General features: G+C 66.2%; 24 protein-coding genes. 19 read left to right on the forward strand and 5 right to left on the reverse strand.

Going from position 1 to position 23,096, the window contains the following annotated elements:
* Nucleotides 1–17: 17 nt before the first annotated feature.
* Nucleotides 18–851 carry a Rossmann-fold NAD(P)-binding domain-containing protein gene (locus E4A53_RS12855; protein WP_136163517.1) on the forward strand — a complete coding sequence of 278 codons (834 nt, stop codon included), beginning with the start codon at nt 18–20 and terminating at the stop codon, nt 849–851.
* Here E4A53_RS12855 and E4A53_RS12860 read toward each other — a convergent pair.
* On the reverse strand, nt 752–1,687 hold the full coding sequence (locus E4A53_RS12860; RefSeq protein ID WP_136163518.1) for a DMT family transporter: 936 nt from the start codon (nt 1,685–1,687) through the stop codon (nt 752–754). The genes E4A53_RS12855 and E4A53_RS12860 overlap by 100 nt on opposite strands.
* Nucleotides 1,684–2,685, reverse strand: coding sequence for a threonine aldolase family protein (locus E4A53_RS12865; protein ID WP_136163519.1), 1,002 nt, complete (start codon nt 2,683–2,685; stop codon nt 1,684–1,686). Before E4A53_RS12865 ends, E4A53_RS12860 begins: the two co-directional genes overlap by 4 nt.
* A gap of 129 nt (nt 2,686–2,814) precedes the next feature.
* Here E4A53_RS12865 and E4A53_RS12870 point away from each other — a divergent pair, with 129 nt between their 5' ends.
* Nucleotides 2,815–5,481 carry a sensor histidine kinase gene (locus E4A53_RS12870; RefSeq protein ID WP_136163520.1) on the forward strand — a complete coding sequence of 889 codons (2,667 nt, stop codon included), beginning with the start codon at nt 2,815–2,817 and terminating at the stop codon, nt 5,479–5,481.
* A gap of 13 nt (nt 5,482–5,494) precedes the next feature.
* Here E4A53_RS12870 and E4A53_RS12875 read toward each other — a convergent pair whose 3' ends face one another.
* Both E4A53_RS12875 and hisC read right to left on the reverse strand, forming a co-directional pair.
* On the reverse strand, nt 5,495–6,403 hold the full coding sequence (locus E4A53_RS12875) for a prephenate/arogenate dehydrogenase family protein (RefSeq protein WP_136163521.1): 909 nt from the start codon (nt 6,401–6,403) through the stop codon (nt 5,495–5,497).
* Complete coding sequence (hisC, locus tag E4A53_RS12880) at nt 6,403–7,515, reverse strand: histidinol-phosphate transaminase (protein ID WP_136163522.1); 1,113 nt, start codon at nt 7,513–7,515, stop codon at nt 6,403–6,405. Before hisC ends, E4A53_RS12875 begins: the two co-directional genes overlap by 1 nt.
* A gap of 65 nt (nt 7,516–7,580) precedes the next feature.
* Here hisC and metX point away from each other — a divergent pair, with 65 nt between their 5' ends.
* From metX to E4A53_RS12930, 10 genes are all read left to right on the forward strand, one after another.
* Nucleotides 7,581–8,696 (forward strand): homoserine O-acetyltransferase MetX, encoded by a 1,116-nt coding sequence (gene metX / locus E4A53_RS12885; RefSeq protein WP_136163523.1) that lies wholly within the window; start codon nt 7,581–7,583, stop codon nt 8,694–8,696.
* Entirely contained in the window at nt 8,693–9,361 is a 669-nt protein-coding gene (gene metW, locus E4A53_RS12890) for a methionine biosynthesis protein MetW (protein ID WP_136163524.1), read from the forward strand. Before metX ends, metW begins: the two co-directional genes overlap by 4 nt.
* Nucleotides 9,362–9,416: 55 nt before the next feature.
* Nucleotides 9,417–9,941: a single-stranded DNA-binding protein gene (ssb, locus tag E4A53_RS12895; RefSeq protein WP_136163525.1), complete on the forward strand. Its 525-nt coding sequence runs from the start codon at nt 9,417–9,419 to the stop codon at nt 9,939–9,941.
* A 168-nt stretch (nt 9,942–10,109) separates the two neighbouring features.
* Nucleotides 10,110–10,814: a PEPxxWA-CTERM sorting domain-containing protein gene (locus E4A53_RS14800; RefSeq protein ID WP_206366323.1), complete on the forward strand. Its 705-nt coding sequence runs from the start codon at nt 10,110–10,112 to the stop codon at nt 10,812–10,814.
* A 208-nt stretch (nt 10,815–11,022) separates the two neighbouring features.
* A complete protein-coding gene (locus E4A53_RS12905) occupies nt 11,023–11,577 on the forward strand; it encodes a F0F1 ATP synthase subunit delta (RefSeq protein WP_136163526.1) in 555 nt (184 codons plus the stop codon).
* Nucleotides 11,578–11,607: 30 nt separating this feature from the next.
* A complete protein-coding gene (atpA, locus tag E4A53_RS12910; RefSeq protein WP_136163527.1) occupies nt 11,608–13,137 on the forward strand; it encodes a F0F1 ATP synthase subunit alpha in 1,530 nt (509 codons plus the stop codon).
* Nucleotides 13,138–13,151: 14 nt separating this feature from the next.
* The gene (locus E4A53_RS12915; protein WP_136163528.1) at nt 13,152–14,027 is read left to right on the forward strand and encodes a F0F1 ATP synthase subunit gamma; all 876 of its coding nucleotides are present in this window, start codon (nt 13,152–13,154) and stop codon (nt 14,025–14,027) included.
* A 24-nt stretch (nt 14,028–14,051) separates the two neighbouring features.
* Complete coding sequence (atpD, locus tag E4A53_RS12920; protein WP_239018298.1) at nt 14,052–15,590, forward strand: F0F1 ATP synthase subunit beta; 1,539 nt, start codon at nt 14,052–14,054, stop codon at nt 15,588–15,590.
* A 9-nt stretch (nt 15,591–15,599) separates the two neighbouring features.
* A complete protein-coding gene (locus E4A53_RS12925) occupies nt 15,600–15,860 on the forward strand; it encodes an ATP synthase F1 subunit epsilon (RefSeq protein WP_136163529.1) in 261 nt (86 codons plus the stop codon).
* Nucleotides 15,861–16,010: 150 nt separating this feature from the next.
* Nucleotides 16,011–16,358 carry a hypothetical protein gene (locus tag E4A53_RS12930; RefSeq protein ID WP_136163530.1) on the forward strand — a complete coding sequence of 116 codons (348 nt, stop codon included), beginning with the start codon at nt 16,011–16,013 and terminating at the stop codon, nt 16,356–16,358.
* Between the two features lie 553 nt (nt 16,359–16,911).
* Here E4A53_RS12930 and E4A53_RS12935 read toward each other — a convergent pair.
* Nucleotides 16,912–17,658, reverse strand: a complete 747-nt coding sequence (locus E4A53_RS12935) for an IS5 family transposase (RefSeq protein WP_275401808.1) — start codon at nt 17,656–17,658, stop codon at nt 16,912–16,914.
* A gap of 556 nt (nt 17,659–18,214) precedes the next feature.
* On the opposite strand from E4A53_RS12935, the gene E4A53_RS12940 reads away from it, so the two are divergent.
* From E4A53_RS12940 to E4A53_RS12970, 7 genes are all read left to right on the forward strand, one after another.
* Nucleotides 18,215–19,357 (forward strand): tyrosine-type recombinase/integrase, encoded by a 1,143-nt coding sequence (locus E4A53_RS12940; RefSeq protein WP_168694390.1) that lies wholly within the window; start codon nt 18,215–18,217, stop codon nt 19,355–19,357.
* A 50-nt stretch (nt 19,358–19,407) separates the two neighbouring features.
* Nucleotides 19,408–19,704 (forward strand): type II toxin-antitoxin system TacA family antitoxin, encoded by a 297-nt coding sequence (locus E4A53_RS12945; protein ID WP_206366324.1) that lies wholly within the window; start codon nt 19,408–19,410, stop codon nt 19,702–19,704.
* Nucleotides 19,701–20,195 carry a GNAT family N-acetyltransferase gene (locus E4A53_RS12950; protein ID WP_239018299.1) on the forward strand — a complete coding sequence of 165 codons (495 nt, stop codon included), beginning with the start codon at nt 19,701–19,703 and terminating at the stop codon, nt 20,193–20,195. Before E4A53_RS12945 ends, E4A53_RS12950 begins: the two co-directional genes overlap by 4 nt.
* A 106-nt stretch (nt 20,196–20,301) precedes the next feature.
* A complete protein-coding gene (locus E4A53_RS12955; RefSeq protein ID WP_136163532.1) occupies nt 20,302–20,511 on the forward strand; it encodes a helix-turn-helix domain-containing protein in 210 nt (69 codons plus the stop codon).
* A gap of 116 nt (nt 20,512–20,627) precedes the next feature.
* Entirely contained in the window at nt 20,628–21,254 is a 627-nt protein-coding gene (locus E4A53_RS12960) for a hypothetical protein (protein WP_136163533.1), read from the forward strand.
* Nucleotides 21,255–21,402: 148 nt separating this feature from the next.
* Entirely contained in the window at nt 21,403–21,582 is a 180-nt protein-coding gene (locus E4A53_RS12965; RefSeq protein ID WP_239018300.1) for a helix-turn-helix transcriptional regulator, read from the forward strand.
* Nucleotides 21,579–22,883 carry a phage/plasmid primase, P4 family gene (locus tag E4A53_RS12970; RefSeq protein WP_136163534.1) on the forward strand — a complete coding sequence of 435 codons (1,305 nt, stop codon included), beginning with the start codon at nt 21,579–21,581 and terminating at the stop codon, nt 22,881–22,883. The genes E4A53_RS12965 and E4A53_RS12970 overlap by 4 nt, the downstream gene beginning before the upstream one ends.
* Nucleotides 22,884–23,096 lie beyond the last annotated feature (213 nt).

Consider the following 23,096-nt stretch of genomic DNA (forward strand, 5'->3'; position numbering starts at 1 on the left):
ATCGGCAGGCGCGCGGCATGAGCCGGCTGCTCGTCTTCGGCCCCGGCTACACCGCGACGCGGATCATGGCGGCGGCCGGGGCGCGCGGCTGGGCGGCACGCGCGATCGACCGGGCGGCGCTCGCCGACGCAGGCGGTGTCGCCGACGCGATCGCCTGGTCGACCCACATCCTGTCGTCGGTGCCGCCCGGCGACGACGGCGCCGATCCGGTGCTCGCCCACCACGGCCCGGCGCTCGCCGCCAGCGGGCGGATCATCGCCTATCTGTCGTCGACCGGCGTCTACGGCGACAGCGGCGGCGGCTGGATCGACGAAAGCGCGCCGCTCGTCCCCGGCCGTCGCCCCGGCCGCGCCACCGCCGATCGCGCCTGGGCGGCGCTGTCACCCGACAGCTTCGTCTTCCGCCTGCCCGGCATCTACGGCCCCGGCCGCTCGGCGCTCGACCGGGTCGCGGCGGGCACCGCCTACCGCGTCGAACTTTCCGGTCATGTTTTCAGCCGTGTCCATGTCGACGACATCGTAACCGCGGTTTTGCTGGGGTTGGAAGGCGGCCCGGCCGGATCCTACAACCTCGCCGACGACAATCCGGCACCCCAGTTTACCGTGACAACCTATGCGGCAACCTTGCTCGGCGTCGCCCCGCCGCCGCTGGTCCCGCCCGCCGCGCTGCCCCCCGCCGCCCGCGCCTTCTACGCCGCCAGCCGCCGCGTCGCCAACGGCCGGGCGAAGCGCCTGCTCGGCTGGCGCCCGCTCTACCCGGACTTCCGCTCCGGGCTGCGCGCGCTGAGCGCGATGATCAGCCCGACCAGCGTCAGCAGCCCGCCCGCCACCGCCGGCCCCGACCAGCGATAGCCCTCGAACACGGTCGACAGCCCCATCGCGATCACCGGGATCAGCACGCCGGTATAGGCTGCCGCCGCCGGGCCGATGTCGCGGATCAGCTGGTAGTAAAGGGCGAAGGCCAGCGCCGATGCCAGCACCCCCAGATAGAGCAGCCCGGCGACATAGCCGATCCGCATCTCGATCACCGGCGGTCCGCTGGTCGCGTAGGCCACCACCGAATCCACCGCCGCTCCGCCCAGCATCGCCCAGCCGAGCAGCACCGTCATCGGTATCGCCCGCCCCCGCTCCGTCGCCTGCATGACGTTGGCGACGGACGCGAACAGCACCGCACCCAGCGTCAGCGCCACCCCCTCCATCACCGCGCCACTGCCGACGCTCGCCATCCGCGCCTCGTGCGCGAACAGCATGACGATACCGGCGATCGCCACCGCCGACCCGACGATGAAGGTTCGCGACATGCGCCGCCCCAGGAACAGCCAGGCGAGCACAGCATTGGGTACCAGCAGCAGGGCGAACACCACCGCCACCAACCCCGATGTCACATACAACTCGGCCCGGTAGACGAGGTTGTAATTGAGCGCGAACTGCCCGACGCCAAGGAAAGCGACGAAGCCAATGTCGCGCGGCGCCAGCCGCAGGCTCTCCTTGCGCCACAGCGCGACGCCCAGCATCGTCGTCCCGGCGATGGCGAAACGGTAGGTCACCGACCAGCTCGTCGGCACCACGCCCAGCTGGTCGCGGATGACCAGCCAGGTCGATCCCCACAGCAGCGTCACCAGCACGAACGGCACCACCACCCTGGGGCGCCACCGCGCAGGGCGCACCACGCCGGCTGCCGCGGTCACAGCGCGGCAATCGCGCGAGCGAGCGGCGCCACCGTCGCCGCGTCCTGATCCCAGCTCGTCACCAGCCGCACCACGCCCGGCTCCCAATCGTAGAAATCGAAACCCTGCGCACGCAGCGCCGTCGCTTCCTCCGCCGTCGCGCGCAGGAAGATCTCGTTGGCTTCGACCGGATGGACCAGCCGCCCGCCCGCCGCCGCCGCGATCGCCACCGCGCTGGCATTGGCGGCACGGGCGTTGGCCAGCCACAGATCGTCCTTCAGCATCGCCAGGATCTGCGCGGCTAGATAACGTCCCTTCGACAGCAGATGACCGGCGCGCTTGCGCCGGACGGCGATCAGCCCGGCAAGCTCCGGCCGGAAGCAGACCAGTGCTTCCGCCGACAGGGCGCCGTTCTTGACGAAGCCGAAGCTCAGTATGTCGACCCCCGCCCGCCAGGTCAGCGCCGCCGGGCTGGCGCCGCTGTGGACGACGGCATTGGCAAAGCGGGCGCCGTCCATGTGGAAGCCCCAGCCCCTCTCCCGCGCCAGTTCGCCCAGCACGCCGACCTCGTCGGGCCGGTAGGCAAGGCCGTATTCGGTGGCGTTGGTGATCGACAGGGCGCGCGGCTGGACACGGTGGACATCGTCGACGATCGCGTCGGCGACAGCGCGCACCCCTTCCGGCGTCAGCTTGGCGCCATCGCCCTCGGCTGGCAGCAGCTTGGCGCCATGGGTGTAGAATTCCGGCGCGCCGCACTCGTCGTTCTGGATATGCGAGTCGCGGTGGCAGACGATGCCGCCGTGCGGCGGGCAAAGCGCCGCCAGCGCCAGCGCGTTGGCGGCGGTGCCGGTTGACACCCAGAGCGCGCTGACCGGGGTTTCGAACAGTTCGGAAAAAGCCGCGTCGAGCGATCGGCTGAGCGCATCGCCGTCATAGCCGGTGTCGAGCCGGTTCGCCCCACCGATCGCATCGAGCACAGCCGGGCAGACCGGCGCCGCGTTGTCCGAAAAATACCGCATGTCCGGGCCATTGCGGCCGGCGGTCGCCAGCGTCAAGCCGCCGGGCGGCGACGTGGGCCGAATATCGGTGTGTCCGGCCGCCGCCATGACAAATCGACTCCCTCCCCCGGGTTGCGCTAATGCCGCGCGGTGACCGACGCGACACATTCCGCGGAGCAGCCCGCCGCTCCTGCCACCGAACCGGCGCCGGCACCGCGCGGCAAGCTGAAGATCTTCCTCGGCGCCGCGCCGGGCGTCGGCAAGACCTACGAGATGCTGAGCAGCGCCGCGCAGCGTCTGGCGGCCGGTGTCGACGTCGTCATCGGCGTCGTCGACACCCACGGCCAGCCGGAAACCGAGGCGATGGCCGCCCGATTCGAGCGCATCCCGCGCATCGCCGTCGCCCATGCCGCCGGCACGCTCGAGGAAATGGACCTGGACGCGATCCTGGCCCGCGCCCCGACGCTGGTGCTGATCGACGACTACGCCCACGCCAATCCCGACGCTTGCCGCCACCCGCGCCGCTGGCAAGACGTAGAGGAACTGCGCGACGCCGGGATCGACGTCTACACCACCCTCAACATCCAGCACATCGAAAGCCTGAGCGACGTCGTCGCCGGCTTCACCCACCTGCCAGTCCACGACACGGTGCCGGACAACATCCTCGACGCCGCCGAGATCGAGGTCGTCGACCTGCCGCCCGACGAGCTGATCGAGCGGCTGAAGGAAGGCAAGGTCGCGGTCCCCGACGACGCGACGCGCGCACCCCATTATTTCTCCAGGCCGAACCTGTCGGCGCTGCGCGAACTGGCACTGCGCCGCGCCGCGATGCGGGTCGACAACCAGATGCTGGAGGACCTGGACGGCGGCGCGCCGGCGGCGCCCTTCGCCGGCGGCGAGCGCGTGCTGGTCGCGATCAGCGAACTGCCCGGCGCCGACACGCTGGTCCGCACCGCCAAGCGGCTGGCCGATGCGCTGCGCGCGCCGTGGACCGCCGTCTTCGTCGAAACCCCGCGCGCCGAGGGCTTCACCGCCGACGAACGCAAGCGGCTGGCCACCGCCTTCCGCCTCGCCGGCACGCTCGGCGCGACGCTGGTCACCGTGCCGGCGGAAAATGTCGTCGCCGGACTGGTCGCCCAGATCCAGGGCATGCGCGCGACCCAGCTGGTCATCGGCAAGTCGCAGCGTAGCTGGTTGTTCGAACTGCGCCACGGCTCGGTCGTCGATCGGCTGCTGCGCCATAGCGAGGGGCTGGCGATCCACGTCATCCCCGCCGCCCGGACCGGCGAGGCCGCGGCCCGCGCGCGCGGCCAACGCACGCGCCAGCGCCACGGTTCGCCCGCGACCTATGCGCTGATCCTGCTGCTGGTTGCCGTCGCCACCGGCGTCGCCGCGCTGGCGGAGCCGCTGATCGGCGCCGGCGGCATCGACCTCGTCTATCTGGTGCCGACGATCGGGGTCGCCGCCCTGTACGGACTGCGCGTCGGCCTGATCACCAGCGTCGCCTGCGCGCTCGCCTATAATTTCTTCTTCCTGTCGCCGCACTACACCTTCAACGTCGGCGACCCGGAAAGCCTGTTTACCGTCGTCATCCTGCTGGCCGTCGCCACCTTCGCCAGCAAGCTGACCGGGCAGTTGCGCTCCCGCGCCGCGCTTGGCGTGCGCAGCGCCCGCGAGAATGCCGCGATCGCCGGCTTCGCCCAGACGCTGGCGCGGGTGTCGGACGCCGGCTCGACCGCGGCGGCAATCTGCGCGGAGGTGTCACACCTGCTCGGCGTCAACGCGCTGGTCCTCGTCCGCGACGAAGGCGGCGTCCGCATCCTGCGGTCTAACCCGCCGATCGAACGGATCGGGCCGGTCGATGTCGCCGCCGCCGATTGGGCTTTCGCGCGGGGCGAGCCGGCGGGGCGGGGGACCGCGACGCTGACCGCCGCCGACTGGCAATTCCACCCGTTGAAGACATCGCTCGGCGTGCTGGCGGTGCTGGGCATCGCCCGTGACGACGGGGGCGATCCTGTACCGTCCGATCGCACCGTGCTGCTGTCGACGCTGGTCGGGCAGGCGGCGCTGGCCCATGAACGCATCGCGCTGGAGGACGAGATGCGCCAGCTCGGCCTGCTGAAGGCGCGCGACCGGCTGCGGACCGCCCTGCTGTCCTCGATAGGGCAAGACTTGCGCGCGCCGCTCGATGTCGCGCGCAAGGCGGTCACCGAACTGAACGGCGCCCATCCCGAATCACCGGGAGTGGCGACGCTGGTCCGGGTGATCGGCCGGCTCGGCCGCTTTCTCGACGACCTGTTCGATATGGCCCGGCTCGATGGCGGCGCGTTGACCGTCACGCCGGAACCGGTCGACCTGGGCGAAGCGGTGGCGGGCGCGGTGCAGGCGCTGCGCGGCAGCCTAGCCGACGGGCGGGTGGAGCTGGCGGTACCGCCATCGCTGCCGCCGGTGATGGCCGATCCGCGGCTGCTCCACCACATTCTCGTCAACCTGCTCGCGGAGGCGGCGCAGCACGGCGCCGGCCGTATCCGGGTGGAGGGTGCGCGCCGGCAGGGCGGATTGAGCCTGACCGTGCTCGACGACGGCCCGACCCTCCCGGCCGGTGACGGCAACGCGGTGTTCGGCCCGTTCGGGCAGGATGCCGCGCGTCAGGGCAGCAGCGGCCTTGCCCTCGCCATCGTCAAGGGCTTCGCCGACGCGATGGAGATCGCCGCGACTGCCAGTAGCCGCCCGGAGGGCGGCGCCGCCTTCACCCTCGACTTCCCGGAACCGCTGATCGTCCGCACCAGCCGCGCCAGGCCGGACGGCGGGGCCTGAACCCCGGCGTCACTCAGGCGTGGCTGCGGCCAAAATCGGGGCGCTCGTCATCCTGCCCCTGCTCGATGATGCTGCGCCGGATCGCGCGGGTGCGGGTGAACAGGTCGAACAGCGCCTCGCCGTCGTCCCAACGGATCGCCCGCTGCAACGCGGTCAGGTCCTCGGTGAAACGCTGGAGCATTTCCAGCACCGCGTCCTTGTTGGCCAGGAACACGTCGCGCCACATCGTCGGGTCGGATGCGGCGATGCGGGTGAAGTCGCGGAAGCCGCCGGCCGAATATTTGATCACCTCGGACCGGGTCACCGCCTCCAGGTCAGACGCGGTGCCGACGATGCTGTAGGCGATCAGGTGCGGCAGATGGCTGGTGATCGCCAGCACCAGGTCATGATGGTCGGCGGCCATCGTCTCGACCTCGGCGCCCAGCGCGCGCCAGAACGCCTCGACCCGGGCAACGGCGGCCGGGTCGGCGTCGTCGGCGGGGGTCAGGATGCACCAGCGGCCCCGGAACAGGCTGGCGAAGCCGGCTTCAGGCCCGCTGCGCTCGGTGCCCGCCACCGGGTGGGCGGGCACGATCGTCCGGGCCGGCAATGCCGCGCGCAGCGCCGCCGCCACCCCGGCCTTGGACGAACCGACGTCGCTGATGATGACACCGTCGGCCAGGTCGTCGGCGATCGCGGCGGCCAGTTCCGCCATCGCGCCCACCGGCACGCACAGGATGACGCAGTCGGCATCGGTCACCGCCGCGCCCGGCGTGTCGGTGACGTCGTCGCACAGGCCAAGCCGCCGCGCCGTATCGCGCACCGCCGGGTCATGGTCATAACCGGTGACACGCGCGGTCGGCATCGCCTCGCCCACCGCCCGCGCCAGAGACGAACCGATCAGGCCAAGGCCGAGGATCGCGATGCGCGCAAAGGGCAGCATCAGCCTTGAGCTTCAGCCAGCGCGCGGAGCGCGGCGGCGACGCCGCGCGTCTCCTCCTCGGTCCCGACGGTGATCCGCAGCCCGTGGCCGAGCTGCTGCCCCGGCAGCCAGCGGGTGATGTAGCCGGCGTCCATCAGCCCCTTATAGGCATGTTCGGCGCTGAGCGCGCCGGCGAACAGCACCAGCAGGAAATTCGCCTTGGACGGCACGACGCGGATGCCGTGGTTGCCGAGCGCGCCGATCTCCTCGGCCAGCCACTGGCGCCAGCGGGCATTATGCGCCCGGCTTTCGGCGACAAAGCCGTCGTCGCCTGTCGCCGCGATCGCCGCCGCCTGCCCGGCGCTGGTGATGTCGAACGGCGCGCGAATCCGGTGCATCGCCTGCACCGCTTCCGCCGGGCCGTAGCCCCAGCCGATCCGCTCCGCCGCCAGCCCGTGGATCTTAGAAAAGGTGCGGGTGACGATGACGTTCGGCGCGGTCGTCGCCAGCGCTAGCGCGCCGTCATCCTCGTCGGCGTCCAGATATTCGGCATAGGCCTGATCGATGACCAGCATCACGTCAGCGGGCAGGCCGGCGTGCAGCCGGGCGATCTCCGCGCGCGGCGAAAAGGTGCCGGTCGGGTTGTTGGGGTTGGCGACGAACACCACCCGCGTCTTGCGCGTCACCGCCGCCAGAATCGCGTCGACGTCGGTCGCATAGTCGCGGTCCGGCGCGACCACCGGCTCTGCGCCTACCCGCCGCGCTGCGATCTCGTAGACGGCAAAGCCGTAGCGGACATAGACGATCTCGTCACCCGGCCCGGCATAGGCGCCGGCGACGAGGTGCAACACCTCGTCCGATCCGGTGCCGTAGATCACTCGCGCCGGGTCCAGCCCATATTTGGCGGCGATCGCCTCGCGCAGCAGGGCGGCGCTGGCGTCGGGATAGCGGCTGAGGCCGTTGGCATGGGCGGCAAAGGCCGCGCGGGCGGCGGCGCCGGTGCCGAGCGGATTCTCGTTGGACGACAGCTTGACGACCTTGCGCCCGTCGCCGGTGCTCGACCGCCCCGGCACATAAGGCGCGATCGCCATGATCCAGTCCTTGGGGCGGGGGGCGTTCGCGGCGTCTGTCATGGCCGCGGTCCCTAGCGCCGGCGCGGGCCGATTGACAAGGCGCGCTACCGCCGCATAGCGGGCCTGTGCCCGACGATACCCGCTTCGGCCTTGCCCGCCATGTCCGGCTGCCCGGCCCGCTCGCCCTTGACGGCGGCGCCAGTCTCGCCGCCATCGATGTCGGCTACGAAACCTACGGCACGCTGAATGCCGATCGGTCCAACGCGATCCTCGTCTGCCACGCGCTGACCGGCGACCAGCACGCCGCGTCGAATCACCCGCGCACCGGCAAGCCCGGCTGGTGGCAGCGGATGATCGGCCCCGGCAAGCCGGTCGACCCGGCGCGCCACTGCGTGATCTGCATCAACGTGCTCGGCAGTTGCATGGGGTCGACCGGCCCGGCGTCGATCGATCCCGCCACCGGTGCCGCCTATGCGATGCGCTTCCCGGTCATCACCGTTCGCGACATGGTACGGGCGCAGGCGCTGCTGCTCGACCATCTCGGCATCCCCCGGTTGCGCGCGGTGATCGGCGGGTCGATGGGCGGGATGCAGGCGCTCAGCTGGGCGGCGACCTTTCCGGAACGGGTCGCGGCGGCGGTGGTGATCGCGTCGACCGCGCGCCATTCGGCCCAGAACATCGCCTTCCACGAAGTCGGGCGGCAGGCGGTGATGGCCGATCCGCGCTGGGCCGGCGGTGATTATTACGACGGCGACGCGCCGACCGCCGGCCTCGCCGTCGCGCGGATGGCAGCGCACATCACCTATTTGTCCGAAGCCGGGCTGACCCATAAATTCGGCCGCCGGCTGCAGGCGCGCGAGGCGAAAAGCTTCGGCTTCGACGCCGATTTCCAGGTGGAGAGCTATCTGCGCCACCAGGGCATTACCTTCGTCGACCGCTTCGACGCCAATTCCTACCTCTATATCACCCGGGCGATGGACTATTTCGATCTGGCCGAGGAACATGGTGGCCGGCTGGCCGATGCGTTCCGGCGCAGCGCCACCCGCTTCTGCCTGGTCAGCTTCGACACCGACTGGCTTTATCCGACCCGCGAATCGCGGGCGATCGTCCAGGCGCTGAACGCCGCCGGCGCGCCGGTCAGCTTCGTCGAACTCGCCTCGCCGTTCGGCCATGACAGCTTCCTGCTCGACGTGCCGGAGATGAACCGCGTAATCGACGGCTTCCTGCGAGCGGGCGAATGACGGGCGGGGGCCATCCGTGGAAGGAACCCGGCCTCGGCGCGTTGCGGCCGGACCTGGCGGTCATCGCCGCCCATGTCGCGGCGGGCGCGCGCGTGCTGGACGTCGGCTGCGGCGACGGCGCGCTGATGGCGGCGCTGCGCGACACCCGACAGGTCGACGCGCGCGGGCTGGAGCTTGACGCGACGGACGTCGCGGCGGCGGTGGCGCGCGGCCTGTCGGTGATCCAGGGCGACGCCGACATCGACCTTGCCGGCTACCCTGACGACAGCTTCGATTATGCGATTCTCAGCCAGACGCTGCAGACGACGCAGCGCCCGGACCGCGTGCTCGACCAACTGCTGCGTATCGGCCGGCGCGCCTTCGTCTCCTTCCCCAACTTCGCCCATTGGCGGGTCAGGCTGTCGCTGCTCTGGGGTGGGCGGATGCCGGTGACCCGGCTGTTGCCGATGGCGTGGTACGAAACGCCCAACATCCACCATGTCACCGTCGACGACTTCCGCGCCTATGTCGCCGAGCGCGGGCTGAGCGTCGAGGGCGCCTGGTTCCTGAACCGGGGCCGGCCGACCAGCGCCGCCGCCGCCAATTTCCGCGCGGAACATGCGGTGTTCCTGCTGCGCCGCACCGCCACGCCGCCAATTGCGCCCTCCAGCGACGGAGCGGCTTGAAGGGCCGCGGCCAAGGCGCTAGCCACGTCCTCTTTCCCGCAAAGGAGCACGAAGCGTGGCTGGCAGCGTCAACAAGGTCATACTGGTCGGCAATCTCGGCGCCGACCCCGATGCGCGATCGCTCAACAACGGCGGGGAAGTGGTCAACCTGTCCGTCGCGACGAGCGAGCGCTGGAACGATCGCGACGGCCAGCGCCAGGAGCGCACCGAATGGCACCGGGTGGTGATCTTCAACGAAAATCTCGGCAAGGTTGCCAAACAGTATCTGCGCAAGGGCTCGTCGGTCTACCTCGAAGGCCAACTCCAGACCCGCAAGTGGCAGGACAACGAGGGCAAGGACCGCTATTCGACCGAAATCGTCCTGCAACGCTTCCGCGGCGAGCTGGTCCTGCTCGGCGGCCGCGAAGGCGGTGCTGGTGGGGGTAGCGGCGGCAGTTGGGGGGACGAGGGACGCAGCGGCGGCTTTTCCGGCGGCCAGTCCTCCTCCGGCGGCTACGGTCAGCGCGCGCCGCGCGACTCCGATCCTGCGCGCGGGCCGTCCAGCTTCGACGCCGACCTGGACGACGACGTCCCGTTCTGATCGCCGTCGCCGCGCCGCGGGTAACCAGTATCGTTACTAAACCGTCCCAAGCCGGGACAGTCCCATTTCCGGTCAGTGTTAACGCTGTTTTAACCTCCCTAACCCCTGCAGCCCTGCATAAGACGCAGGCTCTGTTTTTCGGGGAGCTTGCTCAACATGCGGAAACTGATGATCGCGACGGCCCTGCTGGCCGCCACCGCCCTTACCGGCACCGCCAACGCGTCGGTGAATATCTCCAGCATCGCCGGCGACCCCGGCTATCTGACCGGCAACCTCAGCTACACGCCCGGTTCGATCGTGCTGAACGGACTGAGCATCGGCCGTTTCCAGATGAACGGGACGACGGTTCCCGGCGGCGACCCGGTTTCCTACCTGACCTATTGCATCGACATCTTCCACACGGTGCACAGCGGCCTGTTCGAAATTCAGCCGCTGTCGACGCTGGTCACCGATTCGCTGCGCCAGCAGCAGCTGCTCGCCCTCATCTCCAACACCGATCCGCTGCTCAACTCGGCGCTGTCGCTGGCGGAACGCCAGAAGATCTCCGCCGCCACCCAGTTGGCGGTATGGGAGATCGCGTTCGAGGGTTCGGGCACCTACTCGCTGACCGGCGGCGACCTGAAGGTCAGCGGCGGCACCACCGCCGCCGCAGCGCGCGCTCTTGCCGACGAATATCTGGGCAAGGTGGTCAGCAACGAATGGACGCCGGTCGCCGGCCAGCAGCTCGAGCTGCTCTACAGCAAGACCAACCAGAGCCAGGTCTTCCTGTCGGCGGCGGTACCGGAGCCGGCAACCTGGGCGATGCTGATCGCCGGTTTCGGTCTGGTCGGCGCGGCCACCCGCCGGCGGCGCACCACCGTTTCCTACGCCTGATTCGACTGGAAACGTCTGATCCGAAAAAGGGGGTCGGCCCGGTGGCCGGCCCCCTTTTCCTATGCGCGGCCCCGGGTCCACGGGCCGGCATCCCGCCCGGCTTGCATCCCCCCGCCGCGGATGCTAGCAGCCCGCCAACCCATGGCGGGGCGCTTTGCCGCCCCCTTTTGTTATGGGGCAAACATCCTTCGGGAAGGGCACAAGGCGCGTGGAGAATTCCGGCGGCATTCAGGCTAGCCTAGCGGGGCGCTACGCAACGGCGCTGTTCGACCTGGCGCGCGAGGCTAAGGCCCTCGACGCGGTGGAGAAGAGCCTGGCGACGCTGAGCGCCGCCATTGCCGAAGTCGCCGACCTGCACCGCCTGGTCACCAGCCCGGTGCTGTCCCGCGCCGAAACCGGCGCCGGCATCGCGGCCGCCGCCAAAGCGCTGAAGACCGATCCGCTCACCACGAAATTCGTCGGCGTCCTCGCCGCGAATCGCCGGCTCGATCAACTCGCCGCGATCGCCGCGCTGTTCCGCACCCTCGCCGCCGGCCAGCGCGGCGAGACGACGGCGGCGGTCACCTCCGCTCATCCGCTTACCGCCGATCAGGTCAAGGCGCTCAAGGCCCAGCTGAAGACCCGACTCGGCCGCGACGTCACCCTCGACCTGTCGGTAGACCCCGCCATCCTCGGCGGCCTCGTCGTCCGAATCGGTTCGCAGATGATCGATTCGTCGATCCGCACCCGTTTGAACTCCCTCGCGCACGCAATGAAAGGCTGACGGCGTCAACGCCGTTGGGAAAGGCTGAACATGGATATCCGCGCCGCAGAAATCTCGAAGGTCATCAAGGACCAGATCGCCAATTTCGGCACCGAGGCGGAAGTGTCTGAAATCGGGCAGGTGCTGTCGGTCGGCGACGGCATCGCGCGCGTACACGGCCTCGACAACGTCCAGGCCGGCGAGATGGTCGAGTTCGGCGGCGGCGTCCAGGGCATGGCGCTGAACCTCGAGGCCGACAATGTCGGCGTCGTCATCTTCGGCAGCGATGCCGGCATCCGCGAGGGCGACACCGTTCGCCGCACCGGCACCATCGTCGACGTGCCCGTCGGCAAGGGGCTGCTCGGCCGCGTCGTCGACGGCCTCGGCAACCCGATCGATGGCAAGGGGCCGATCGACTATACCGAGCGCAAGCGCGTCGAGGTGAAGGCGCCCGGCATCATTCCGCGCAAGTCGGTGCACGAGCCGGTGCAGACCGGCCTGAAGGCGATCGACTGTCTGGTGCCGATCGGCCGTGGCCAGCGCGAGCTGATCATCGGTGACCGCCAGACCGGCAAGACCGCCGTCGCGATCGACACCTTCATCAACCAGAAGGCGATCAACGCCGGCGACGACGAAGGCAAGAAGCTCTACTGCATCTATGTCGCCGTCGGTCAGAAGCGTTCGACCGTCGCGCAGATCGTCCGCCAGCTGGAGGAAAACGGCGCGATGGAGTATTCCATCGTCGTCGCCGCCACCGCGTCGGAACCGGCACCGCTGCAGTTCCTCGCCCCCTATACCGGCTGCACGATGGGCGAATATTTCCGCGACAACGGCATGCATGCGGTCATCGTCTATGACGATCTGTCGAAGCAGGCGGTCGCCTATCGCCAGATGTCGCTGCTGCTGCGGCGCCCGCCGGGCCGCGAAGCCTATCCGGGCGACGTGTTCTACCTGCACAGCCGCCTGCTTGAGCGTGCGGCCAAGATGAACGACGCCAACGGCAACGGATCGCTGACCGCGCTGCCGATCATCGAGACGCAGGCCGGTGACGTGTCGGCCTATATCCCGACCAACGTGATCTCGATCACCGACGGCCAGATCTTCCTCGAAACCAACCTGTTCAACGCGGGCATCCGCCCCGCGATCAACGTCGGTCTGTCGGTGTCGCGCGTCGGCTCCTCGGCGCAGACCAAGGCGATGAAGAAGGTGTCCGGCTCGATCAAGCTGGAACTGGCCCAGTATCGCGAAATGGCGGCCTTCGCCCAGTTCGGCTCGGACCTCGATGCCTCGACGCAGAAATTGCTCAACCGCGGTGCGCGGCTGACCGAACTGCTCAAGCAGGCGCAGTTCAGCCCGCTGCCGTTCGAGGAGCAGACGGTGTCGATCTTCGCCGGTACCGCCGGCTATCTCGACGACCTGTCGGCGGCCGATGTCGTCCGGTACGAAGCGGCGATGCTCGCCCACTTCCGCGCCAATCATGCCGATCTGCTTGCCGAGATTCGCGACAGCCGCGATTTCGGCGACGGCGTGAAGGCGAAGGTGAAGGACGTGCTCGACGCCTTCGGCAAAAGCTTCGCCTAAGGGACGCCGGGCGAATGGCCAGCCTCAAGGAACTCAAGCTTCGGATCGCCTCGGTCAAATCGACCCAGAAGATCACCAAGGCGAAGCAGATGGTCGCGGCGGCGAAGCTGCGCAAGGCGCAGGCCGCCGCAGAGGCCGCGCGCCCCTATGCCCAGCGCCTTGAAGGCGTGGTCGCCAGCCTGGCATCCAAGGTCGGCAAGAGCGACAGCGCGCCGCGCCTGCTCGCCGGCACCGGTCGCGACGACACCCATCTGCTGCTGGTCGCCAACGGCGACAAGGGGCTGTCGGGCGCGTTCAACGCCAATATCGTCAAGGCGGCGATCGCCCATGCCCGCGCGCTGATCGCGCAGGGCAAGACGGTGAAGTTCTATCTCGTCGGTCGCAAGGGCCGCGCGGTGATCAGCCGCAGCTTCCCCGGCATGATCGTCGGTCAGTTCGATACCGCCGCCGTCCGCCAGCCCGGTTTCACCGAGGCGCGGGCGATCGCGCAGGACGTGTCGGACCGGTATTTCGCCGGCGAATTCGACGTCGCGCACCTGTTCTTCTCGACCTTCCGTTCCGCGCTGGCCCAGATTCCGACCGAGCAGCAGCTTATCCCGGCGGCGATCCCGGCCGATGCGCCGGCCGGCACCGGCGCGGCGGTGGAATATGAGCCGGATGAGGAGGCGATCCTCGCCGATCTGCTGCCGCGCAACATCGCGATCCAGATCTTCAAGGCGCTGCTGGAAAACCAGGCCAGCGAGCAGGGCGCCTCGATGACCGCGATGGACAATGCGACGCGCAACGCCGGCGACCTGATCAATCGCCTGACCATCGAATATAACCGCAGCCGCCAGGCGGCGATCACCACCGAACTCGTCGAGATCATCTCGGGCGCGGAAGCGCTCTAAGGACACGAAGGCAAGGAAAGCAGCATGGCAACCGCCCCGACCACCGAGAAGCCCGCGCGCAAGCCCCGCGCGACCAAGGCCACCCAGCCGAAGGCTGCCGGCACGGCCGCGACCGCCAGGCCCGCCGCCGACGGCAGTGCCGGCCGCATCTCGCAGGTCATCGGCGCCGTCGTCGACGTGACCTTCGAGGGCCGGCTGCCGGCGATCCTGTCGGCGCTCGAAACCGACAACAACGGCAACCGCCTGGTGCTCGAGGTGGCGCAGCATCTGGGTGAAAACACCGTGCGCACCATCGCGATGGACTCGACCGAGGGCCTGACCCGCGGCCAGCCGGTTTCCGACACCGGCGACCAGATTCGCGTACCGGTCGGCCCGAAGACGCTCGGCCGCATCCTGAACGTGGTCGGCGAGCCGATCGACGAGCGCGGCCCGGTCGGCACCGATCTGCGGGCGCCGATCCATGCCAAGGCGCCGGAATTCGTCGACCAGTCGACCGAGGCGAGCATCCTCGTCACCGGCATCAAGGTCATCGACCTGCTCGCCCCCTACGCGAAGGGCGGCAAGATCGGCCTGTTCGGCGGCGCCGGCGTCGGCAAGACCGTGCTGATCCAGGAACTGATCAACAACATCGCCAAGGGCCATGGCGGCACGTCGGTGTTCGCCGGCGTCGGCGAGCGCACGCGCGAGGGCAACGACCTCTATCACGAATTCCTCGACGCGGGCGTCATCGCCAAGGATGCCGACGGCAACCCGGTTTCCGAGGGGTCCAAGGTGGCGCTGGTCTACGGCCAGATGAACGAGCCGCCGGGCGCCCGTGCTCGCGTCGCGCTGTCCGGCCTGACTATCGCGGAGTATTTCCGCGACCAGGAAGGGCAGGACGTGCTGTTCTTCGTCGACAACATCTTCCGTTTCACCCAGGCCGGCTCGGAAGTGTCGGCGCTGCTCGGCCGCATCCCGTCGGCGGTCGGCTATCAGCCGACGCTCGCCACCGACATGGGCGCGCTGCAGGAACGGATCACCTCGACCAACAAGGGCTCGATCACCTCGGTGCAGGCGATCTACGTGCCGGCGGACGACCTGACCGACCCGGCGCCGGCCACCTCGTTCGCGCACCTGGACGCGACGACCGTGCTCAGCCGCGCCATTTCGGAACTCGGCATCTATCCGGCGGTGGACCCGCTCGATTCGACCAGCCGCGTGCTCGAACCGCGCGTCGTCGGGCAGGAACATTACGACACCGCCCGCGCCGTGCAGGTGACGCTGCAGAAGTACAAGTCGCTGCAGGACATCATCGCCATTCTCGGCATGGACGAACTGTCGGAAGAAGATAAGCTGACCGTCCAGCGCGCGCGCAAGATCCAGCGCTTCCTGTCGCAGCCGTTCCACGTCGCCGAGGTGTTCACCGGCATCCCCGGCAAGTTCGTCGCGATCGAGGACACGATCAAGTCGTTCAAGGCGGTCGTCGACGGCGAATATGACCATCTGCCCGAAGCCGCCTTCTACATGGTCGGCGGCATCGAGGAAGCGGTCGCCAAGGCCCAGAAGCTCGCCGCCGAGGCGTAAGGAAGCATCATGGCCCTGCACTTCGAACTCGTGACCCCGGAACGGCTTGTCCTCTCGCAGGATGTCTACATGGTCACCGTGCCCGGCACCGAGGGCGACTTCGGTGTGCTGCAGGGCCATGCGCCGTTCATGTCGACGATCCGCGACGGCGCGCTGCATGTCTATGACAGCAACGGCGCCGCCCCGCGCGAGATTCATGTCGTCGGCGGCTTCGCCGAAGTCGGCGAGAACGGCCTGACCGTCCTCGCCGAACGCGTCATCGAGGACTGACCCCGCCCGGCGGCCGGAGCGGGGCGCGGCCACCGCGCCGCCAATCCATGCCCGCAACGCCGGATTCTCCGCCAGCTCGCGAAGCGAGTGGTCATGCCCCATTCTGTTAAAACCTTGGCGTGTAGCGGCCGTCCGACGATGGAGGCTTTTATGAAACATGCCGCCGCGCTTGTCCTGGCGCTTGTCCCCTGCCCGGCCCTGGCCGCACCGGTCTATCTCAAATGCCAGCTGGCCCCGGGCACGAAAGGCGGCGCCGGCGGGCAAGATCTGGCCGCCAGCGCGCCGATGGACATAACTCTCAACGAAGACGCCGGGACGGTTACCTACGCCTTTCCTACCGCGGCGCGCGCCTACACGGTCCGCGGCATCTTCACCGCCGAACAGGTGACGTTCAACGGCTTCTCGGTCGATCGCACCAACCTGGCGTTCCAGCGCTCCACTTTCGGCGTAGTCGATCGCGGCCAATGCACGCTGGTCGAGGTCAAACGCGCCTTCTAGTCGATCCGGCACGCTCCCGCTGTTTGTCGCGGCACCTGTGGCCATCCCCGAACCTGAGCCGGTCGCGCATCCGTTCCCGCGCCACCTGCAATCGGCCGCGACACGCCGGGCCTGCTCTTCGACTTCCGCCGCCATACGGGCTGTAATAACCACAATGGCGGACACCCGGACGCTTCAGAAGCGGTTCGTGAAGCTGGAAGATGCCGGGAAGCCGCGACCGCCCTCGTTCACGCTCCTGTTTGATTGTTTGGCGCACGGGTTGAGCGTGAAGTGCTGCCGAGCATTGAAAGCGGGGCGCTGGACCGGCGGGTCGTCGTTGCCCTCCGAGCATGGGAATCGGACGTTACATGGCGGCAGGCATATGCTCGCCGGTAGCAGCATAGGGTTGCGCGGGGCTTGTGGAATGACCGCTGCCACCTCGTGCGCCGATCCGCCGCGCATTTTACACTGCTCTTACACAACCCCTGACGGCCATGTGCAAGAGCGGCCCCGAAGGGCGTACGCAACTGTTTTTAGGACGAAAAGTGGTGAACGCACTAGGTGGTGTGGACACTTATCTAAGCCATAGTACGGTAGCGGCGAGAGTGATGACGGCGAGGTAGTTTCGAGCGGTTTTCTCGAATCGGGTTGCGACGCGTCGGAACTGCTTGAGCTTGCTGAAGCAGCATTCGACGAGATGGCGCTGGGCGTAGAGATGCTTGTCGAGCGTATGCTTGCGGGCGCGCGACGGGTTGCTGGGGATGACGGCGACAGCGCCCTTTGCAGCTATGGCTTGTCGGAAGTGATCGGCGTCATAGGCGGTATCGGCCATGACGACCTTGGCGGGCAGACCATCGATCAGCGGTGCGGCTTGCGGCACATCGCCGCGATGACCGGCAGTCAATGCGAACCGGACTGGGCAACCAAGGCCGCGAACCGCGAGATGGATCTTGGTGCTCAGACCGCCGCGGGAACGGCCAATGGCTTGATCTTCAGACCCCCCCTTTTTGGCCCCCGCCGCATGCTGATGCGCGCGAACCACGGTGGAATCGACGATCAGATACTCGAAGTCCGGATCATCGGACATCGCTTCGAATATCCGCCACCATACCCCCTTCGCGCTCCATCGGCTGAAGCGCCGGAACACGCTGTTCCAGTCCCCAAACACCTCGGGAAGATCGCGCCAGGGAGAACCCGTCCGCACGATCCAAAGCACCGCTTCAACGAACATCCTGTTGTCCCGGCCTGTCGAACCCTTCTGATCAGGGCGACCGATTATCAACGGCGCCATCCGGTCCCAAGCCGCATCGCTCAACACCAATCAATCCATCACACCCAACGCCGCCTCCAAAAAGACAGCCTTGAATCAGACTTTCGCAACCAGGGGAATCCTAAGAGTCCACACCACCTAGGGCTCGAACCTAGGACCCGCTGATTAAGAGCGTGGCTTAAGATCCTATTATAGCTTGTCAAAACCCGTCAAAGCGGGCCACAAGTCATTAAAATCAGCGGGTCTCGCGTCCGGCGGATCGCTTCACTCATCTTCACTCTTCGGCACCCAAATTCAGGCGTCTGGTACCCATATGCGTCCTGCGTGGAAGACACGCAGTTTATTGAGATCGATTTTCTGGAGAATGTCGCGCGGCATCTGGTGCGGCGTATCGGCGAGGAGTTTGGTCTAAACCACCCCCCGGTCATATCGTGCATATCGCATTGGATCGGGCGTGTCAGGAATATTCCCGCCAGATCACGCGACAATCAATTCGCCAATTCGAAGCAGGCTGCACCTTTCCCATGCAAGCCTCGTCAAAACCGGAAAATCCTTTGAGATTAGCGGAATACTGTGATTTTTGAGCTGTCATCGAAAGGATGACAGTGTGCGTAAGGCGCTAACCGATAAGACGATTCAAGCCCTGAAACCTCGCAAGGGGGTCTATGACGTTCATGACATGCATTGTCCGGGCCTGACCGTTCGCGTCTTTGAAAGTGGACTGAGGTCGTTCGCACTTCGATATCGCTACGGCACAAAGCAGCGTCGCTACGGCCTTGGCCGCTATCCGGTCGTTAGCCTTGTCAAAGCCCGTGAAAAAGCGATCGAGGCGTTGCGGCAAGTGGAGGAAGGAATCGATCCTTCGCGCCGCCGTCGCCAGCCCGATATGCAGGTTGAAGCAATTTGCGCGGCGTTCATCCGGCAATATGCGAAACCGCGCAACCGCAACTGGCGCGAGACTGAGCGTATCCTCAATCGCGAGTTCGTCACGGTCCACGGACAACGGAACATCCGCCAAATCAAGCGGCACGATGTCTTGGAAATCATGGATGCGGCGCTTGAGCGAGGGGCCAGTTATCAGGCCAACCGCATCCTTGCGACGATCCGCAAGCTATTCAATTGGTGCCTCGAACGCGGGATCGTCGAGGCAACGCCGATCGCGGGCCTCAAAGCGCCCACAAGGGAGTTGTCGCGGGATCGGGTTCTTGACGATGGTGAAATCCGCCGCGTGCTGAATGCGGCGCGGTTGGATGCCTATCCCTTTCGGCAATTCGTCCCGCTGTTGCTCGCAACCGCTCAGCGGCGCGGTGAACTGGCGAATATGCGTTGGAGTGAGTTGGACCTTGAGGCGCGGACTTGGGTGATCCCTGCCGAGCGCGCCAAGAACGGCAAACCGCATATCGTCTACCTGAGCGACTTCGCATTGGCGCTGCTGGACGAGGTGCCGCAATTCGTCGACTGCGATTATGTGTTTACGACCACGCGCCGGTCACCCGTGAGTGGGTTCAGTAAGGCATTGCGGTGGCTGCACGAGCACTCGGAGACATCCGACTGGCACATGCATGATCTTCGGCGCACGGCGGCGTCGGGGATGGCGAGGGCGGGAGTTGCACCCTACGTTGTCGAGAAGGTGCTGAACCATGTGAGCGGGGTGGCGGCGGTCTACAACCGCTACGCCTACGACGCCGAACGATGCGCGGCATTGGAGAAGTGGGGCGAAACGCTGTCCGCATTGGCAGATCAGAATTAGATACACAGCGTGTATCATTTGTGATATGATCGCCGTGAAAGGAAATCGCGATGGATATGTCCCCCGATCGAGCGAACCGCGCCCACGAGCTGAAGGCTGTGAATTTGCGCGTCCGTGAGGACACGCGCGCGCTGATCGACAAGGCGGCCAGCATTCAAGGTCGTTCGCGGACGGACTTCATGATCGAGGCAGCGCGCCGCGCCGCTGAAGACGCGATCCTCGACCAACGGGTCATCATGGTCAGCCAGGAGAGTTATGATCACTTTCTGGCGATCTTGGAGCGTCCGCCGGAAGTGAGCGAAGAGTTGGTCAAACTCATGCGCACGAAAGCGCCTTGGGATCAGTGACAGGTCTGACCGCTCCGGCGTTGCTCGCCGATTGCCATATTCTGGATGAATTTCGGTCAGGCGTCCCCACGCTCGACGACTGGTTGCTTCGTCGCGCCCGACCCAATCAAATCGCTGGCGCAAGTCGCGTTTTCGTCACCTGCGACGGCGATAGGGTCGTGGGATATTATGCGCTGGCATCGAGCGCGATTGCGTGCGGCGATGCAACTGGCCGAATGCGGCGCAACATGCCTGATCCCATTCCGGTCGTCGTGCTGGCGCGTTTGGCCGTGGATGAAGCTTATCAAGGCAGGAAAATCGGACGGGGGCTGATGCGCGATGCGGCAATGCGCGTCCTTGCGGCTGCCGGGGAGATTGGCATTCGGGGGCTTGTGGTCCACGCCATTTCCGAGGATGCCAAGGCCTTCTATCTCAATCTTGGCATGTTACCGTCGCCCACGAACGACTTGGCCTTGATGATCCCGCTCGGCGATCTGGCGGCGGCCTTGTGAGCAGAGCCGTTTCACTGACGGCCCTAGCCGCAATATTTTCCCGATCGGGAACAATCAGTGGATTTAACGGAATTTGGGCCAAAATATTCCCGGTCGGGAAAATTCGATGAAGCTCGATAGCGCAGCGGTAGGGCAGATCATCCGGGAGGAGCGCAAAGCCCAAGGCTTGCGCCAGGCCGAGCTTGCCGCCGCGAGCGGCGTGGGCGTGCGCTTTCTCGTCGAACTCGAGCGAGGTAAGCCGACGGCTCAACTTGGGCGAGCGCTCACCGTCCTTGCGACGCTCGGGTGTTCGATCGAAGTCAACCGACCACAATAGGCCGCGCGGTTCAGGCGGACATAACGTCAGCCTTAAGAAATTTTTAATCATGTTAGTTTCGGTTAACCTTTGGCGCGCATCCTCTCTGTGAACGGACGTTAGAAAGGACCGCGCCAATGCCGTCGATAACAGAATTCAGTCTCCCCGCCGATGACCTTGTTCCTCTCGGCAATGCCTTCGACCTGATCGGTCGACACCGCTTCGGTCAACGCTGGACCAAGGATATGGCGAGGGCGGTGAGGTTGGGGCAGCGAAGCCGGGATCGGGAGAAGCGCGCGCGAGGGAATTGGGCGCTCAAGGCGCTCAGGCAGTGTGTCGAGAACGGGTGGCTGCCGCTTGTCTATTTCGTAGGTAGCAGGCGCGTGCGGTATTTCGATGCTTCAGACGGGCCGACGCTTCACGCGCTATATCCGCAGCCCACGGACGATTTAGAAGGGCAGATCGAGCTGGATGGCGGTGATATCCACCCTTGCATGGTCGATGCTTCCGACCTCTCTGACGTTCTGCGCCGGAAATTCCCCAATCCTTCCGCTAATCGGACCGGGCCGCACCGGAACTTTCTCAGATTCGAGGAGGAGTTGGACCGTTACTTCAACGATCGCCCATTGGATACACGCGGGTGCGAGGTGTTCCGCGATTTGGGCAAGATATTGCCAGAGGAATTTATGCCCTCACGCGCGACTGCCTATCGACTGATCGATGAAGCGAGAAAGCGCGTCCAAGCGCATTTTCTCAACGCGTAATCTGAGACGAATGTGAGACGAACAATTTTGGCATAACGGCTCGATCCGCGTCATTTTCAGTCAGGAAGGTGCGCACCTTCATCCACAAGATGAAGGAAACCAACATGCCAGAAACCGAGAATGCGCGGGCGCTCGATCGCCTGCTGCTTTGCCGTGCCGATTTGCGTCGGCGCGGGATCAAGATTTCAGATTCGACGATTGCCCGCCTCGAAAAAAGGGAGCGTTTCCGCGACGTGTCCGCGTTTCCACAAACTCGGTAGCGTGGATGGCCGCCGAAATTGACGCCTACATTGCCGACCTAGCGGCGTCGCGGGGGGACGGCCGATGAGCGAACCAATCAAATCTGAAAGCGAGGCAGCGCACCTGTTCAGAGAGGAATGCCGCAAGTTTGTCCGCTACGTTCCTGAGCGCGACGAGTGGATCATCAGAGATCGAAAGATATGGGGGTTCGACACTGCGCTTCGCGTCGATGATCTGATCCGTGGTCTGCTGGATAGCCGGGAAGACATCGAATCCGAATGGAAAGGCTCTCTCAACGTCGTGCGCAACGTCAAGGGGTTTGCCAAGCGAGACCCAGCTTTGCACCTGTCGGCAAGCGAGATCGACGCCGATCCGCTATTGGTCGGCACGAAGACCGGTGTTCACTCCCTCCGGTCACACAGGCCGATAAAGCCGAGGTCGCGACACTACGTCGTCAATCGGACTTCGGTTGACCCCGACATTGGTACTGTCCCGAAACGATGGATAAAATTCCTCAAGCAAATCTGCCAAGGAGACATGGAACTTGTCCACTTCCTCCAGCGCTGGGCCGGCTACAGTCTTAGCGGCAGCGTGGCGGAACACGCCCTACTCATGATCTATGGGCCGGGCGGAAACGGGAAGAGCGTGCTGATCAACACGCTGGCGACGATCATGGGCAGCTACCATCGGGAAGCAACCCCGGACACCTTCGTTGAGGGTAAAAGCCGAACCCATGAAACCGCAATGGCGTTTATCGCGGGCGCTCGAATGGTAACCTCCAGCGAAACCGATCAGGGCGGAAGCTGGAACGAGGCGACGATGAAACGCGCAGTGGCGGGCGACTCCGTAACGGCGCGATTCCTGTATAAGAATCCATTCACCTACCGCCCGACCTACAAAATCTGGATCGCGACCAATCACCTGCCTAAGCTCAAATCGGTCGGTCCAGCTATGCGGCGGCGCATCCATCTCCTCGAACTGGACTTTGTGCCGGAACGGCCGGACTCCGATCTAGAGGCCCACCTGCGCGATGAGCATGAGGCGATCCTCGCATGGATGCTGGAAGGCGCGCGAGAGTGGCGGAAGCAGGGTCTCAATCCGCCCACATCGGTCATGCGGGCAACCGACGAGTATTTCGAGGAGCAGGACGTCATGGGCGTCTGGCTTCGCGAGAAGACACGGTGGTCAGAGGGAGCGGTCACCCCGTCGTCGGCCCTGTGCGACAGCTACAATCGCTTTCTGAGGTCGTGGAACATGCCGGAGGTGGACGCGAGCTATTTCGGGCGACAACTGAGCGCGAAAGGCTATCAGCGCCAACTCACAAAGGCCCACAAGGGTGGGGTGCGCACCCGCTGTTTCATCGGGCTACGGCTGAAGGTGAACAGTTGAACAGCCGGGGCGTATAATCGCGATCGATGCGCTTCCACGCTACGTCAATTATACGCCCTCAACTGTTCAAGTGCTCGCAGAAAGGTCCGTCTATCGTCGCGGTTAGGGCCTTCTTCGCCTCAGCGAGTGCTTTGGACCCGGCAGACCACTGCCACGGCTGCCTTGGAATGTGTGCGTCGGCCAGAGCGGGATATTCCAGCTTCTTGGAGACGG

Origin of the sequence: Sphingomonas flavalba (genome assembly GCF_004796535.1) — a bacterium.
GTDB lineage: Bacteria > Pseudomonadota > Alphaproteobacteria > Sphingomonadales > Sphingomonadaceae > Sphingomonas_L > Sphingomonas_L flavalba.